Here is a 16,920-nt window from a genome sequence, read left to right as displayed (position 1 = left end):
AGCGGATGAAAAAAATAAAGATAATAGTTGTGACAGCGTTTTTGAGCGTTACTTTTTTTACCAGTTATGCACAACAAGATGCTCAGTACACTCAGTATATGTATAACACGATAAGTGTAAACCCTGCCTATGCAGGTAGTCGAGGTGTACTAAGTATTATGGGTCTTCATCGTAGTCAATGGGTTGGTTTAGATGGAGCTCCCCGAACTCAGACACTTACTCTTAATACACCTATTGGTGGTAATGAGCGAGTTGGTTTGGGATTGTCTATAGTTAATGATCAGATTGGTCCTACCGATGAGACGTATTTTGATATTGATTTTTCATATACGATTCCGACATCAGAAACGGGTAAGTTAAGCTTAGGTATAAAAGCCGGAGGTCATTTGTTAAATGTTGATTTTCAAAAGCTATCACAATTTAATACCAATGATGCTTTGTTTGAGAATAATATAGATAATAAGTTTAGTCCTAATGTTGGAGTTGGGGTTTATTATCATACTCATAAATTTTATGTAGGATTAAGTGCTCCTAATTTATTAGAGACGGATCATTTTGATGAGAGTACTACTACCAGTAGTAGTGATGCTGTTAGTTTTTTGGCCGAGGAGCGTATCAATTATTATTTGATAGCGGGTCATGTTTTTGATTTGAGTGATGATGTTAAGTTTAAGCCAGCTGTTTTGAGTAAGCTGGTATTTGGCGCTCCATTACAGGTAGATGTTTCAGCTAACTTTTTATTGTATGATCGTTTAACATTGGGAGCTGCTTATCGATGGAGTGCTGCCTTAAGTGGTACTATAGGATTTCAGATCTCTGATGCATTAATGATTGGTTTTGCATATGATCGAGAAACGACAGAGTTAGGTCAGAGTCAATTTAATGATGGGAGTTATGAGGTATTTCTCAGATTCGAACTCTTCAAAAAGTACAATAGAATGCTAACACCTCGTTTCTTTTAAGAACTATTTAAGATGTTAGGCCTTCAAAAAAATGATTAGAACCATATTAAAACCTAGTTTTTAGAATTAAATAAAAACGAAAAACTATGAATTTTACCAAATACTTTATAAATATCTCCTTAAGTATATTGTTGTCGGGGATTGCGTTTTCCCAAGAAAAGCGAATGGCTAAAGCTGATGAAAGCTTTAATCGTTATGCCTTTGTCGATGCCCGTAAAATATATCTTCAAGTTGCAGAAAGTGGCTATGAATCTGCAGATTTGTTTAAAAAACTTGGAGACTCTTATTATTTTAATGCCCGGTTAGAGGATGCAATTCCTTGGTATGAAAAACTAACTACTAAGTATGCAGATGATATTGATCCCGAATATTTATTTAGATATTCTCAAAGCTTAAAAAGTATACAACGATACGAGGAAGCAGATAAGATAATGGAGCAATTTAATACGATTACTGGTAATGACCAAAGAGCAGAATTCTTTATGAATACCAGAGATTATTTAAAATTTATTGAAATGCAGTCGGGTAAGTTTAGACTATTAAAATTAAGTATAAACTCTAAATACTCTGATTATGCACCTAGTTTTAATAATCAGGGAGAGTTGATATTTGCATCTTCGAGAGGAGGAGGAAGTGGAATGAGTAAGGTTGTTCATGAATGGGATGAAATGCCATTTCTGGATTTGTTTTCTTCAACGATTATTGAATCTAATGGGATTTTACAAACACCCAAAAAGTTAAAAGGGAAAATAAATACAAAGTTTCACGAATCTTCTACTTCTTTTAGTAGTGATGGACAAACAGTATATTTCACTCGTAATAATTATCTTAAAAGAAAATTAGGATCTAATGTAGAGGGGACTATATTACTAAAAATATATAGAGCAACACTCGAAAATGATAAATGGACAAACATAGAAGAGTTATCTTTTAATAGCAATGAATATTCTATAGCCCACCCTGCATTGAGTGCAGATGGAACTAAACTTTATTTTGCAAGTGATATGCCCGATAGTAGGGGACTTTCTGATTTATATGTTATTGATATACATGAAGATGGTACTTTTGGTGAACCCAAAAATCTGGGAGATAAAATTAATACCGAAGGAAGAGAAACTTTTCCATACGTTAGTGATTCGGGACGATTGTATTTTGCTAGTGATGGACATATTGGTTTAGGTGGATTAGATATTTTTGTAACTGTTCCCGAGGAATTTGGAGAGTTTTCTATACCTTATAATGTAGGGAAACCAGTAAACAGTTCTGAAGACGATTTTACCTTTGTATTGAATGAAAATACAAAAATTGGATATTTCTCAAGCAATCGAGCAGGAGGAAAAGGAAATGATGATATCTATAGTTTTAAGCAAACAGAAGAATTAATTACTAAATGTAACCAATATGTTGAAGGAGTAGTTACAGATGCAAGTTCTAGAGGAGTTTTGGTAGATGCCGAAGTGTTTTTATTAGACGATACTAATAACGAATTACAACGTACAGTTACAGATTCGAAAGGGAGATATAGGTTTGATCTCGAGTGTGATACTTCCTATATTGTTAGAGCAAATAAGATAGGGTATGGCCCTACAGAAGCGCTTCTTACGGCAAATAATGTATTAGAACATAAGCATGACTTAGCTCTGCAACTTAGCAAAGGCGGATTGGCCGAAAAAGAAGTGAAACCAGGTGATGATTTGGCTAAACTATTAGATCTGGAGATTATATATTTTGATTTAGATAAATCCTTTATAAGGCCAGATGCAGAAATAGAATTACAAAAAATTATTGCAACACTTAACGAATACCCCGATTTAAAGATTGATGTTAGATCTCATACAGACAGTAGGGCAGATGATGATTATAATATGTATTTAAGTGAACGCAGAGCAAAAAGCACGATTAAGTATATAGTAGAAAAAGGAAAGATAGATAGATCTCGCGTAACGGGTAGAGGATATGGTGAAACTGCACTTATTAATAAATGTGCAGATGGAGTACCATGTAGCGATAATGAACATCAACTTAACCGCAGAAGCGAATTTATTATACTACAATAATGATAGTACATAAAACGTTTTGGCTTTGATATTGATTTCATATACCTTTGCTATCCTAAATTTTATCTGTTGTAGTTATAGTTTTTATTACTGCAATATTTCAACACAAAATAACACAAATTATAATGGAAAAAGCTCAAGAATGGTTCAATTACGGTATTGAACTGGCAAAAGAATTTGGCCCTAAACTCATTACAGCCATCCTTATTTATATTATAGGATCATGGGTTATTAAGAAATTAATTAGCAGTGTTAGACAGGTGATGTCTAAAAGTAAGTATGATGAATCTTTGCAAAAGTTTTTATTAAACTTATTGACCTGGTCCCTAAAAGTATTCCTCATCATTCTCGTAATTTCAAGATTAGGTGTCGATGTCACTACTTTTGCTGCTGTAATTGCTGCAGCTGGTTTGGCAGTTGGTTTAGCACTACAAGGATCTTTATCTAATTTTGCAGGAGGAGTGCTTATTATGATTTTTAGACCATACAAAATAGGAGACGTTATAGAGGCACAAGGCGTATTGGGTGTAGTTAAGGAAATTGAAATTTTTACAACAAAATTAACTACTCCTCAAAATAAGTTAGCTATCGTTCCTAATGGAGCAATGGCAAATGGTAATATCATTAACTATACGGCAGAAGGAATGATGAGAGTAGATATCACAATAGGTATAGGTTATGATGAAAATATAAAAAATGCAAAAGATGTATTGCTAGGAGTTTTAACATCAAACCCTAAGATAATGAAAGATCCTGCGCCTTCTGTAAATGTTAGCCAATTAGGAGAAAGCTCTGTCGATTTGGCTGTTCGTCCTTACTGCACTCCAGAAGATTATTGGGATGTGTATTTTACTACATTAGAAAACTGTAAACTAGCTCTTGATGATGCAGGTATTGAAATTCCTTATCCACACTCAGTAGAAATTCATAAAGAAAGTTAATTGTATAAAATAAATTGAAATTAAAAATCACTTTCTATTTTTTATGGAAAGTGATTTTTTTTTTGTAAACTGCTTAAATTTAGTAGGTTAAAAATATCAGAGGTCAGAATGATAATATAATAACCTAAACCTATTATCTATTTTAGTATTGAAAAATGGAATTTATACTTTTATCTTGATAAAAAATTACAGTTTACCTATCCATAATTGACGTTTTTTCAATAATCTAAAAACAGTTAAAAAGCGTAATACATCGGTTAAAAAGCTGTATTTCTATATTTTTTATGGAATATTCCTACTTTTTTAATGAATTCATAACATTTTGCATAGCTCTATTTTTATTGTAAGTAATTGATAATTAATAATTTGTGATTTTGGAGATTGATGAAAATGTTAATTTTGTTTATTTTTTTGATAATATGATTAGACATTTATTTTTTTATGGTAAAACCGGAATAATTATGTGGTGTTTCAGTGTTCGGTTTTAACAAATAGTAACTATCTTTAAGTATTGTTTTTAAGCAAAACATAATGTAATAATTACAGGATAAAAAACTTATTTTCTTACCCCTCCCTGAGTTTTATATTCGATATTGTTTTGTAAAAGGATATGTAGTTTTTCATCTAAGTAGTGATAATATACTTTTATGAATAAACGAACACTTTTATTGTCAAATTGCATTAATGAGAAAAATAAGTAATAATATAAAATCAAAAACCTCTGTTTTTGGAGGTGTTTTGAGCGTAGTACTAAAATAAAAAGTAATAAATAAATGTGTAAAACTGTAGATTTTTAATGTTAGTTTCTTTTATAAAAAATATGTATCATTAAAAATTAAGGTTAAGACAAAAACAACCCCGCGATTGTAAAACTTTGGCGAGCCAACAAAAGCAGGGTCTGAATAGCGATTAATTTAAAATAAATCAATCATTATGAGTAGACTATTATTTCATGCGTCTAGAAATTGTCAATTTCGATTTTCAATTGATGGGATGCTTCTTTCCCTTAAGGAAAAATACATATCGTTTTTCTCCTCTTTCCGAAGGGTGAAATATAGTAATTCTTTATCTTTTTTACGGACTTACCGTACATTTTTTATCACTTTCTTAACACGATATAATACCAGAAAAACTAATGCTTTATCTGTAGTTAATCTTGTATTAGAATTTAATGTACACAGCTACAAGTTGTTAAGATCTTTTTTGATGTTTATTTACCACGCTATACAGTATAATGACGCCAAATTTTATTTAGGCCATAGCTATGCTAATACTAAAATCAATGACTATAAATTACATAACAACAGTATAATAAAGTATAAATTAAGAAATAATGAAAAAGAAAAATTAGGCTAATTATGATATGAATAATTAGTCAGTAAGAAACATTTTGACAATGTGTTTACTTAAACCTTCCGTTTTTAGGGGTAATTTCGGGAGGTTTTTTTTGTCTAAAAAAGATTAAATAGTAATTAGTTGTGAAAATAGAATTTGATAAGTGATATCAGATTTTAAGTGTTTTTTAAATCAGAATTATGTACATACAAGAGCTTTGTTGTAATAAGCCATAAATATTACAATACAGAAAAGCTATGGTGCATATGTTTAAGTTAAATTAAGTAGATTGTAAAAGAGTTGTCTGATATCATAACAGGCAGCTCTTTTTTATTAAAAATAATCGATGTTTTTATATTTTAGCAATTATGATAGATATAAAACTTCTCGAATACTTAGAATCATTTCTTACTCCAAGACGACAAGGTTTAAATAAAAAAGTTTTGGAACAACGTACAAATCATTTTACGGTAGCAGTCGAAGATGTGTATCAATTGCATAACACAAGTGCGGTGATACGTAGTTGTGATGTATTTGGAGTCCAAAATGTACATGTAATTGAAGAGGTAAATGCAAAACGTATAGACCGTGAAATTGCAATGGGTGCTCAGAAATGGGTAGATGTTAATCGATATTCTACTACCAAAGAATGTCTGGCTACGCTACAAAAAAAAGGATATCAAATCGTTGCGACTACCCCGCATGATGATTCTAAAGTTTTACAGGATTTTGATATTAATAAACCAGCTGCATTTTTCTTTGGAAGAGAACAGCAAGGGTTAAGCGATCAGGTTCTTGAAGCGGCAGATGCCAAATTACATATCCCAATGGTTGGATTTACAGAAAGCCTTAATATTTCGGTTTCAGCTGCAATAATATTACAATATGTTACATCTAAACTTAAAGAAACAAATAGCAATTGGCAATTATCTGAAGAGGAAAAATTAGAAAAACGAATGGAATGGGCAAAGAAAGTGATTAAAAGCCATGAACAAATTATTGCACGATATCATGAGAATGAGTAACTTTCTAACATCTAACATCTAACATCTAACATCTAACATCTAACATCTAACATCTAACATCTAACATCTAACATCTAACATCTAATATTATGGTTACTTGGTTCGAAATTCCGGTTATAGATATGAAAAGAGCTAAAGCTTTTTATGAAAAAGTTTTTGATATAGAAATTAGTCTTCATGATATGGAAGGAGTACAAATGGGGTGGTTCCCTAATCAAAATCAAGCAGGAATTGCTACAGGAACATTAATCTATGCTGGAGAACATTATAAGCCTAGTGAAGATGGAGTTTTGGTGTATTTTTCTTGTGATAATGTTGCTAATGAAATGAGTAGGGTAGCAGATGCAGGAGGAAAAGTAGTTTTAGACAAAAAGCAAATTTCTGAAGAACATGGATATATGGCGTATTTTGTAGATTCAGAAGGAAATCGAATTGCATTACATTCTTTACGTTGATATGTAGATTACTTTCTATCTAATATTTTGTATTCCTCATAGCATTCACTTATGGCATCGAGAATTTGAAGATCATTTGCAAATTTTATAAAATCAACAGAATAATTGCAATTACGTAAAATCTCATCTATATCTAACCGCCCTACTTGTAGAAGAGCCATTAAGGTAGCACGATCAAATTTAGTCTCCAAAAGGTTCCTAATCTCATCGTCTTTTTTCATTTTACGTAATTTCCTTAACTCTTTTGAGCGTTTGCTAAATATATTATATAAAAAATCAGCAGGATTAAAGATAGCACCTAACACCTTGTTTACGGCACCAGGTTGTTTATTACCACCTTCATAACCAGAATTCAATCCAGAAATACTATACCTATAATTATTGTAAACAGGGATTCTTTTAGCATCAATCTCTAGGTAGCCTGTTAGTTGTACATCGGCAACAACTACCTCTTCTAATGCAATTCCCAGCTCGGTCATCTTAATCTTAACTTCTCCAAACTTAACCCAATCGTTAGTTACTCTAACCTGTAATGGTTTGTACCCTATATAAGAGAAATATAGAGTGTCATTTACTTTTGCAGGGATATTAAAATCTCCCTTTTCATTAGTAATTGTTCCTATGACTTGACTAAGATTAACGATATGAACATTTTCTAGTATCTGATCATTAGCAGCATTTAATACTTTTCCTGATACAGTACTTGAATCATTCTCCTGAGCATAAGTAGTTATACCTGCTAATAGGGCTATGTAAAATAATACTCTCTTCATGTATATAATATGACGTTCAATTTTAAATAATATAACATAAAAATCGCGCCAAAAATCATATTTATTTGTTAAGTTCTTATATTCAGTAATTTACTAAAAAGTAATTTTTGAATATACAAAGGACAAAACCTCTGATTTATCTGCGATCACTACGTTTTCTACGATCTCTTTTTCGATTACCTCCGCTACCTCTATCTTCTTTTGAATCAAAACGTTTTCTGCCTTTGGGCTTAAATCCATCACTTCTACGTTTTCCTTTAAAACCACCATCATTATCGCGACGACGTCTTCCTCTACGACCAGAATCTTTAGATATTTCTACATTAACCTTTCTTCCTTCCATTCTGAAATCTTCAAAAACCTGAAGAACTCGTTCCTGATGTTCGGTATTGGTGTTGAAAAAAGAAAAACTTTCCTTGACATCTACTCGGCTTAAGGAATCACTTCCTAACTCTAATACTTCTTTCAGGAAATCCTTTAAAGTCATCCAATCAAATCCATCTTTTTCTCCTACGTTAATAAAGTAACGTGTACTGCCATCACTACCAGAATTGCCTTCTCTTTCGTTTACAGCATTTAGATCTCTAGATTTTTTGTAATAATTATGAAAACGAGAAAACTCTACCGAAAAGAACTTTTTGATCAATTCTTCTTTAGAAAACTCTTCTAAAACTTCATTAATAGATGGTAAATAACTATCGATTTCATGATTTATTTCTGCTTTTCCGATGTCACTAGCTAAGTGAAAGAGTTGAACCTGACATATTTCTTCTCCACTAGGAATCTCTTTTTTCTCAAAGCTCTTCTTAATGATTCGTTCTACAGATCTAATTTTTCTGACTTCGCTTTTGGATACGATAACCATAGAAACACCACTTTTTCCTGCACGTCCTGTTCTTCCGCTTCTATGTGTGTACGTTTCTATCTCATCAGGAAGTTGATAATTAATTACATGAGTAACATCATCTACATCAATACCACGTGCAGCTACATCTGTAGCTACTAACATCTGTATTTGGCGATTTCTAAAGCTTTTCATTACCAAATCACGTTGATTCTGACTTAAGTCACCATGTAATGCTGCGGCATTATATCCGTCACCAATAAGATTTTCTGCTACTTTTTGAGTATCTCTTTTGGTACGGCAAAAAATTACAGAAAAGATATCAGGATTTGCATCTGCCAGTCGTTTCAAAGCAGCATACCGATCACGAGAATTTACTACATAATATTCATGAGAAACGTTTTTAGAACCAGTATTTTTATGCCCTACAGTAATTTCTATAGGAGTTTGCATAAATCGTTTTGCAATGGTAGAAACTTCTTTTGGCATTGTTGCAGAGAATAGCCAGGTATTTTTATCTTCCGGAGTATGAGACAAAATGGTATTGATGTCTTCATAAAACCCCATATTTAGCATCTCATCAGCTTCATCTAATACACAATAACTAATATTGGTAATGTCTACCATTTTACGGTTGATCATATCCTGCATTCTCCCAGGAGTTGCCACTACAATTTGGGCACCACGTTTTATTTGTTTTGCCTGATCCGTTATACTTGCTCCACCATAAATTGCTACAGTGTGCAATCCAGGAATATATTTAGAGTAGTTTTTAAGTTCGTTAGTAATTTGTAAACAAAGTTCGCGAGTAGGAGAGAGGATTAATCCTTGTGTAATCCTGCTACTGCTATCAATTTTTTCGATTAAGGGAAAACCGAAAGCTGCTGTTTTTCCTGTACCAGTTTGTGCTAAAGCAACAATATCTGTATCTTCCTTTAATAAAATAGGGATTGCCTTTTCCTGTACTTCACTTGGGGTTTCGAAACCCATATCATTCACCGCCTTAATAATGGCTTCACCAAGACCTAACGCTTCAAATTTATTCATATAGCTAAAAATAAGCCGCAAAGGTACGGTTTATTATCTGTCTATTACAATAACGAGTAACTTATTATAGTGTTGCAGAAATTTATTGAAGAATGAATCTTTATAGTATCAGAAAAATAGAATAAAAAGATCAATGTCTAATTAGTGTATCATTATTTTTTCTCAAAAAAATACTATGGTTTTTTTATAACTTCAATTTCAAAAAGTTTATCCCAGTTTTTACCAGTAACAAATAACCGTTTGGTATTTGCATTATATGCGATACCATTTAAAACATCCAGTTTTTCATGCTGCATTACTTTTTTACGAAGACCACTAAGATTAATAACTGCTTCTAAAGCACCACTGTTAGGATTAATTATGGCAATTCCATCTTTTTGCCAGGTATTAGCATAAATTTTTCCGTCAACCCATTCTAATTCATTAAATCTGGATTTAACACCTTTGTTTGTAGTGACTTCTATATAATCTTTTTCTGCAAGGGTGTTAGGATCTAGTATCCAGATTTTTTCTGTACCATCGCTCTTGTAGATCTGATTTCCATTATTACATAATCCCCAACCTTCTTTACTTTGGTTATATGCAAAACTTCCGGTTTTCTCTAAGGTAGTAAGATCATAGATAAATCCTTCTTTAGATGTCCAGGTTAGTTGAAATATTTTATTATTCATAATGGTAATCCCTTCTGCAAAATATTCCTTTGCTATATCTTTTTTTACAAGAATTTCTCCGGTTTTATAGTCAAGTTTCCGTAAAGAAGACATTCCTTTTTTACCAGTACTTTCATATAACGTATCACCAAAAAATTCTAATCCCTGGGTAAAGGCTTCTTTATCATGAGGGTATTCTGCAATAATTTTGTAAGAATATAATTTTGGAGATATATTATTAAGAAAAGCGATTTTTTTGGTTATAGTGTCGATATTTCCATCATAAAAAACTTGAGCCGTTAAGATGTGATTTCCTAGTTTTTCATCATCAATTTTTTCTTCATAACTGAAATCTTTTTTAGAAGCTACCTTTTTATTATCTAAAAGAAAAGTAACAGAGTCAATTTTTATATTTTGAGCGTTTATGATGTTTGCTTTTATAGTCTCACCAAGCATAAATTTGGTTTTATTACCCTCGGTATTGATAGAAAAATATTTTTTTCGCTTATCTTGATTACTTCCACAAGAAAAACTGAGTATGCTTAAAATAATGATGACGAAGGAGTTATGGATCTTCATTGTGATAATTAAATTTTAAGCAAGATATTTATTTTAATTGGGTTTAAAAAATCATTGTTTTATATCCTAAAGATTGTATCTTTGCAGCGGCAAGTCCTACACAACTAGCTCCTGTTGAATCCTCCAGGGCGGGAACGCAGCAAAGGTAGACGGTTGTAGCAGTGTGATGTAGGTAGCTTGCCTTTTTTTGTGCCTTAATTTTTGATGTAATTTAAATTCCATTGATACCTAAATTACCATCATTTGTTTCCCATCATTTTATATTTTGAGATTAGTAGATCGTTAATCAGAATTGTATATTTGCGATTATGAGCACAAATCAAAAAGATACTGTAGTTTTAATTACAGGAGGGTCTTCTGGGATAGGAAAATCAATAGGAATATTTTTGGCACAAAAAGGATATATTGTATACGGTACTAGTCGTAATCCATCTCGATTTCCTGATTTTGAGTTTTTTACACTTTTAGAGTTAGATGTAGCAGATACGAACAGTATCAATTCTGCTATTGCGACCATTGAACAAAAGCATGGAAGATTAGATGTGTTAATTAATAATGCCGGAGCTGGTATTACAGGGCCAATAGAAGAAATTCCTAATGAAGAAATAGTAAGAAATTTTACTACAAATTATTTTGGCCCAATCAATGTTACCAAAGCGGTTTTACCAGTAATGCGAAAACAGGGAAGTGGATTAATTATTAACATCACTTCTATTGCAGGGTATATGGGATTACCGTATAGAGGGATTTATAGTGCTTCTAAAGCAGCATTAGAGATGACTACCGAAGCCTGGCGAATGGAATTGAAAGATTTCAATATTAGAATGACTAATGTAGCTCCTGGGGATTTTGCAACCAATATTGCTGCAGGGCGCTACCATGCTCCCGTTATTAAAAATTCTCCATATGAAAAACCATATGGAGATACATTAAAACTAATGGATAGCCATGTAGATTCGGGTAATGATCCTTTAGAAATGGCCGAAGCAGTTTTTAAGATTATAAAAAACAAAAAACCAAAAGTACACTATAAAGTAGGAGCATTTATGCAAAAATTTTCTATTGTGCTAAAACGAATATTACCAGATAGAATGTATGAGAAAATGCTGATGAATCATTATAAATTATAATGTGTAGTTCTGTAATTAAATATAGAAGCGTTATGGATTCGACAGATGAAAGATATTTTTTTAATTAACAAAAAGAATTTATTAGTCTACAACGATTATTTTTATATTCGCGATCTATAAAAGCGCAAAATTTAAACACAACAATTTTAAAAACAATACTATGAAATTTTTTATTGATACTGCAAATCTTGATCAGATTAAGGAAGCACAAGATTTAGGAGTTCTTGATGGAGTAACTACAAATCCATCTTTGATGGCTAAAGAAGGTATCACTGGTAAAGAAAATATAATTAATCACTATAAAAAGATATGTGAAATCGTAACCGGAGATGTAAGTGCAGAAGTAATTTCTACAGATTTTGATGGTATTATTAAAGAAGGAGAAGAACTGGCTAAACTTCATGATCAAATTATTGTAAAAGTACCTATGATCAAAGATGGTGTAAAAGCAATCAAATACTTTAGTGATAAAGGAATTAAAACCAATTGTACTTTGGTGTTTTCTGCTGGGCAGGCCTTACTTGCTGCTAAAGCAGGAGCTACCTATGTATCTCCGTTTATTGGTAGATTGGATGATATTTCTACAGATGGACTTAATCTTATTGCAGAAATAAGATTGATTTATGATAATTATGGATTTGATACAGAAATTTTGGCAGCTTCGGTAAGACATACAATGCATGTAATTGATTGTGCTAAGATCGGTGCAGATGTAATGACAGGGCCTCTTTCTTCTATAGAAGGATTGTTAAAACATCCATTAACAGATATTGGTCTTGCTAAGTTTCTTGCAGATTATAAAAAAGGAAACTAGTGTAATTTTCCTAACATATAAAATTTTAGAAAAGCTGCTCTATCGAGTGGCTTTTTAATTTTCTAAACTTGCCAATTGTGTATATTGCATAAGCTGTTTCTCAAAAACAGATGCGAACAAATCTGTACTAGGATTTATTATCTTACCATTCTGATCTACAAGAATAACTTTATTTCTATAATGAATTACCAATTCTTCTGAAGAACATTTAGGATGTTTAAACTCGTATTCATTATCTAAATTGTACCCATGCCTTTTAATAGTTTTTAACCAATTTTTTGTTTGATCAGGGTCAATATTTACAGCAATAAAATCAATACCAGGGTATAAAGAGCTAAGGTAGGTTGCTTTTTCATGAGCTTTTACATAATGATCTTTACTTTCTATAGACCAAAAATACAAAGCAGTAATCGGTTTACTAAAGAGTGAAGATAATTTAACGGTTTCACCTTTTGAAGTAATTAAATCCTGATCAGGAATAGCTTTATTGGGTCTTAATTTTGAAATATGCCTGGCAAGTTTTTTTAATTCTTTTTGTGATCGATTACTGGTACTTACAGAAAGATAATGTTTTAAAGCTTTATTTGATTCTTCATTATTTTTACTATCATCCAGTAAAAAACGAATAGTAGATCTTCTTAATAGATTATTTTTTATGTATGAATGCTCTACAACATTATCAATTAAATCCAGCTTGTAAATAAAATTCTCTAAGTTATTATCGTGTTGTAATCCATTATCATTATTAGAAATAGAAGCATTAGTGAAGTAGCAATTTAAAAACCAATTATAAGAATATAGTCTTTTTAATTCATCATCATTAAAATCAATCTGGTTTCTATAATTAAAAAAAGAGGTAGATAATTCTTTAGTTGCATCGGGACCTCCCATTTTATAACAACTGGTAAAATAGAACTCATGCCTCATGTAGTATTCAAATATGAAACTAGCTTGAGTAAGTTTTTTTGCCAAATTACTCAACTCATTTTTGTTGATTAACTTTTCAAAAGCATCCGATTTTATGTTTAGTAAAGAATCCTGCTTTTTTTTGAAATACGAAGCAGACTGCATAAAGCCTGTTCTTTTTAAATGTTCTCTTTCAATTTCGTTTTGTAAAAACAAATCGATTAAAAAATTATTTTTTCCAGAACCTTTACCTGTAAAAACAAGAGATTCGTCAAACTCTAAAGTGTTTAAACGAATTAATACACTATCTCCTTTCTCAAGGAGTACCACCTGATATTCTGGATTATGTTTAAAAGAATACAATCCATCTTCTAAATTCTCTATTTTGTGTAGGAATCTATTATTTTTATCTAATTGTATGGTATCTCTATAATCGTAACCTTTAGATAAAATAACATAGTTCGTATTAGGGTTTACAATTTCACCGCCAAAATAAGTATATTCTTTATTATCTTTTTCAGAAGAACCACAACTGCATACAAAGCATGATAAAAAAGAAACTTGGATAAAATATCTTAGTACTGAAAATTGCATTTTTGGCGCTATAAAATTAACTTACTCTGTGTCCAAAAATAAAGGGAAACACCTATTACGCTTGTTAATTATAAGTTAATTCTATGCAGATTAACGAATTGAGCTATTAAAATCTTTCAGTTCTTGGGTTTTTGATGATAAATAAACTACAGAATAAACCTCATAAATTAATGATAGATTGTTTCAGGTTCTGAATCCATTTTTCTACTTTTGCGGCAAATTTAAACCTTACAATTTTTCATACTCATGCTATCAGTTTCTAATCTTTCTGTTCAATTTGGTAAACGAATACTTTTTGATGAAGTAAATACTTCTTTTACACAAGGTAATTGTTATGGTATTATTGGTGCCAATGGTGCTGGGAAATCTACGTTTCTTAAAATTCTTTCTGGTGTGATGGAGCCTACATCGGGGCATGTACATCTAGAGCCAGGTAAACGAATGTCTGTTTTAGAACAGAACCATTACGCATATGATGAGTATACTGTATTAGAAGCAGTGATTATGGGGAATAAGCCTCTTTATAAAATAAAGAAAGAAATAGATGCTCTCTATGCAGATTATACAGATGAAAATGCAGAGAAGATAGGTGAATTACAGGTACAGTTTGAAGAAATGAATGGCTGGAATGCGGATAGCGATGCAGCAGCAATGCTTTCTAACTTGGGTATCAAAGAAGAATTGCATTATACACAAATGTCTGATCTTGATACTAAACAACGAGTACGAGTATTGATAGCACAATGTTTGTTTGGTAATCCAGATGTTTTAATAATGGATGAGCCAACAAACGACTTAGATTATGAAACTATTTCATGGTTAGAAAGCTTTTTGGCAAACTTCGATAATACAGTTATTGTAGTATCTCACGACCGTCACTTTTTGGATGCCGTATGTACACATATTTCGGATATTGATTTTAGTAAGATTAATCACTACAGTGGTAATTATACGTTTTGGTATGAATCTTCTCAATTAGCAGCAAGACAAAGAGCCCAACAGAATAAAAAAGCAGAAGAGAAGAAAAAGGAATTACAAGAGTTTATTGCGAGGTTTAGTGCAAACGTTGCAAAATCTAAACAAGCTACTTCCCGTAAAAAAATGATAGAAAAACTTAATATCGAAGATATTAAGCCATCAAGTCGCCGTTATCCTGCTATAATATTTGAAAGAGATAGAGAAGCGGGTGATCAAATCCTAAATGTAGAAGGATTAGCTGCAAGTCAAGACGGAGATACATTATTTAAAGATATTGATATTAACTTAACCAAAGGAGATAAAGTTGTTGTCTTCTCTAAAGATTCAAGAGCTACAACCGCATTTTATCAGGCGCTAAATAATAAACAAAAGGCGGATTCAGGTAAGTTTAACTGGGGAATTACCACTACTCAATCGTATTTGCCTGCAGATAATAGTGAATATTTTCAGAATGATCTTACATTAGTCGATTGGTTACGCCAATGGGCAACTACAGAAGAAGAAAGAGAAGAAGTATTTATTAGAGGATTCTTAGGAAAAATGATTTTTAGTGGCGAAGAAGCATTAAAAAAATCAAATGTATTGTCTGGAGGTGAAAAAGTTCGTTGTATGTTATCTAAAATGATGATGACAAGAGCAAATGTATTGATGCTGGATGAACCTACAAATCACCTTGATTTAGAGTCGATTACCGCATTTAATAATTCATTGAAAAAATTTAAGGGTACAGTCTTATTTACTACTCATGATCACGAGTTTGCACAAACTGTGGGTAACAGAGTTATCGAACTGACACCTAATGGAGTTATTGATCGTTACACCACATTCGATGAATATATGAGTGATCCAAAAATTAAAGAGCTTCGAGAAAAAATGTATGGCGTAAGTGTTTGATTTTATTATCAAAATCAACAAATGATAAATTAATTATAGTGTTATACCCTATAACTCTATACTTCTTCTACATAAAGTGTTTTCTTAATTGAGAGGGTAACTAAAGCGGTTTTTAGGAATAAGATTTTATTTTGAAAATTCTAAAAAGATGATTTCAAAATATGGGGTTAGCTCTGCTTATAACATAAGTTAGTGCATAAATTGATGAAATCTTAAAATTTTAGTTGTCCTCGTTAAGTAACATATTTGGATTTTAAGTTAAAAAACAATCATCCAGAAACTTTCTGTGTGCATAAAACTAAGCTACATTTATTTTGTTAAATCAAGTGGTAAGTAGTTGATTTTTAAAAAAATAAAAACTATTTTAGAGGTATGTTATGCGGTTGTCTTTTATTATTTATATAAAAGTATAAGCTTTCACCATATTCCTTCCCCAAAAATCGAAAGTAATTACCGGTTTAACGAGTAGTTAATGAAACTTTCACAAGCGATTTATAAAATAGTATCGATGTTATTGAGAAAAATTATAAGTATCCTTTTTTTTGGTTTAACCATATTTTCTTTTGCTCAGTGTAAAACCGCAGAAGATAAAATCACTCAAGATAAACCTTCTCATCAGCCCTTAATATCTATGAAAAATGATATGATTATTTCAAAACTAAACAGAAATAAGTCTATGGAGCTTCATATTAAAAAGGTAATAAAACCAGAAGATCCAGCTACTCATTTTGAATATACGGTATATAATACTGCGACAAAAAAAATTATAAAACAAGGCTATTTTAGAGGAGCTAATGTTGATTGGAATGATAATACCTCTATAAAGCTTATTCCTTACATCGGGATGGAACAAAAACCGACTTCTGAAAATCCTGATGATTTATTGCTGTCAGATACACAAATACAAATAACAATTATTAATTTAAACAACTAACT

Annotated in this window: 13 protein-coding genes and 1 other RNA gene; 10 read left to right on the top strand and 4 right to left on the bottom strand. The window is 31.5% G+C overall.

What is annotated here, in order from left to right; translation table 11 throughout:
- Positions 1-5 precede the first annotated feature (5 nt).
- The 5 genes from NNL09_RS22905 to NNL09_RS22885 all read left to right on the top strand — a co-directional run bounded on the left by NNL09_RS22905 (position 6) and on the right by NNL09_RS22885 (position 6,775).
- Entirely contained in the window at positions 6-962 is a 957-nt protein-coding gene (locus NNL09_RS22905; protein ID WP_196911911.1) for a type IX secretion system membrane protein PorP/SprF, read from the top strand.
- An 86-nt stretch (positions 963-1,048) separates the two neighbouring features.
- Positions 1,049-3,019 (top strand): OmpA family protein, encoded by a 1,971-nt coding sequence (locus NNL09_RS22900; RefSeq protein ID WP_196911910.1) that lies wholly within the window; start codon positions 1,049-1,051, stop codon positions 3,017-3,019.
- 125 nt (positions 3,020-3,144) lie between these two features.
- A complete protein-coding gene (locus tag NNL09_RS22895) occupies positions 3,145-3,960 on the top strand; it encodes a mechanosensitive ion channel family protein (RefSeq protein ID WP_025667940.1) in 816 nt (271 codons plus the stop codon).
- Positions 3,961-5,663: 1,703 nt separating this feature from the next.
- Positions 5,664-6,320 carry an RNA methyltransferase gene (locus NNL09_RS22890; protein ID WP_196911909.1) on the top strand — a complete coding sequence of 219 codons (657 nt, stop codon included), beginning with the start codon at positions 5,664-5,666 and terminating at the stop codon, positions 6,318-6,320.
- Between the two features lie 89 nt (positions 6,321-6,409).
- Complete coding sequence (locus NNL09_RS22885) at positions 6,410-6,775, top strand: VOC family protein (RefSeq protein WP_025667942.1); 366 nt, start codon at positions 6,410-6,412, stop codon at positions 6,773-6,775.
- 8 nt (positions 6,776-6,783) lie between these two features.
- On the opposite strand, the gene NNL09_RS22880 is transcribed toward NNL09_RS22885, so the two are convergent.
- From NNL09_RS22880 to NNL09_RS22870, 3 genes are all read right to left on the bottom strand, one after another.
- The gene (locus NNL09_RS22880) at positions 6,784-7,548 is read right to left on the bottom strand and encodes a carboxypeptidase-like regulatory domain-containing protein (protein ID WP_025667943.1); all 765 of its coding nucleotides are present in this window, start codon (positions 7,546-7,548) and stop codon (positions 6,784-6,786) included.
- A gap of 136 nt (positions 7,549-7,684) precedes the next feature.
- Entirely contained in the window at positions 7,685-9,439 is a 1,755-nt protein-coding gene (locus NNL09_RS22875; RefSeq protein WP_196911908.1) for a DEAD/DEAH box helicase, read from the bottom strand.
- A 173-nt stretch (positions 9,440-9,612) separates the two neighbouring features.
- Positions 9,613-10,668: a glutaminyl-peptide cyclotransferase gene (locus tag NNL09_RS22870; RefSeq protein ID WP_196911907.1), complete on the bottom strand. Its 1,056-nt coding sequence runs from the start codon at positions 10,666-10,668 to the stop codon at positions 9,613-9,615.
- A gap of 87 nt (positions 10,669-10,755) precedes the next feature.
- Here NNL09_RS22870 and ffs point away from each other — a divergent pair.
- The 3 genes from ffs to fsa all read left to right on the top strand — a co-directional run bounded on the left by ffs (position 10,756) and on the right by fsa (position 12,612).
- An RNA gene (ffs, locus tag NNL09_RS22865) (signal recognition particle sRNA small type) lies at positions 10,756-10,854 on the top strand.
- Between the two features lie 122 nt (positions 10,855-10,976).
- Positions 10,977-11,798 (top strand): SDR family oxidoreductase, encoded by an 822-nt coding sequence (locus NNL09_RS22860; protein ID WP_025667946.1) that lies wholly within the window; start codon positions 10,977-10,979, stop codon positions 11,796-11,798.
- A gap of 160 nt (positions 11,799-11,958) precedes the next feature.
- Positions 11,959-12,612 carry a fructose-6-phosphate aldolase gene (gene fsa, locus NNL09_RS22855; RefSeq protein WP_025667947.1) on the top strand — a complete coding sequence of 218 codons (654 nt, stop codon included), beginning with the start codon at positions 11,959-11,961 and terminating at the stop codon, positions 12,610-12,612.
- 54 nt (positions 12,613-12,666) lie between these two features.
- Here the strand turns inward: fsa and NNL09_RS22850 are convergent, their stop codons facing one another.
- Positions 12,667-14,112 carry a hypothetical protein gene (locus tag NNL09_RS22850; protein WP_196911906.1) on the bottom strand — a complete coding sequence of 482 codons (1,446 nt, stop codon included), beginning with the start codon at positions 14,110-14,112 and terminating at the stop codon, positions 12,667-12,669.
- Positions 14,113-14,358: 246 nt separating this feature from the next.
- On the opposite strand from NNL09_RS22850, the gene NNL09_RS22845 reads away from it, so the two are divergent.
- Entirely contained in the window at positions 14,359-15,984 is a 1,626-nt protein-coding gene (locus NNL09_RS22845; protein WP_025667949.1) for an ABC-F family ATP-binding cassette domain-containing protein, read from the top strand.
- A gap of 508 nt (positions 15,985-16,492) precedes the next feature.
- A complete protein-coding gene (locus tag NNL09_RS22840) occupies positions 16,493-16,918 on the top strand; it encodes a hypothetical protein (RefSeq protein WP_196918873.1) in 426 nt (141 codons plus the stop codon).
- Positions 16,919-16,920: the final 2 nt, after the last annotated feature.

This window comes from Aquimarina sp. EL_43 (genome assembly GCF_943422735.1).
In the GTDB taxonomy this organism is placed as follows: Bacteria; Bacteroidota; Bacteroidia; order Flavobacteriales; family Flavobacteriaceae; genus Aquimarina; species Aquimarina megaterium.
Note: the sequence above shows the minus strand (reverse complement) of the source record. Positions and strands in the feature narration are given on the sequence as shown.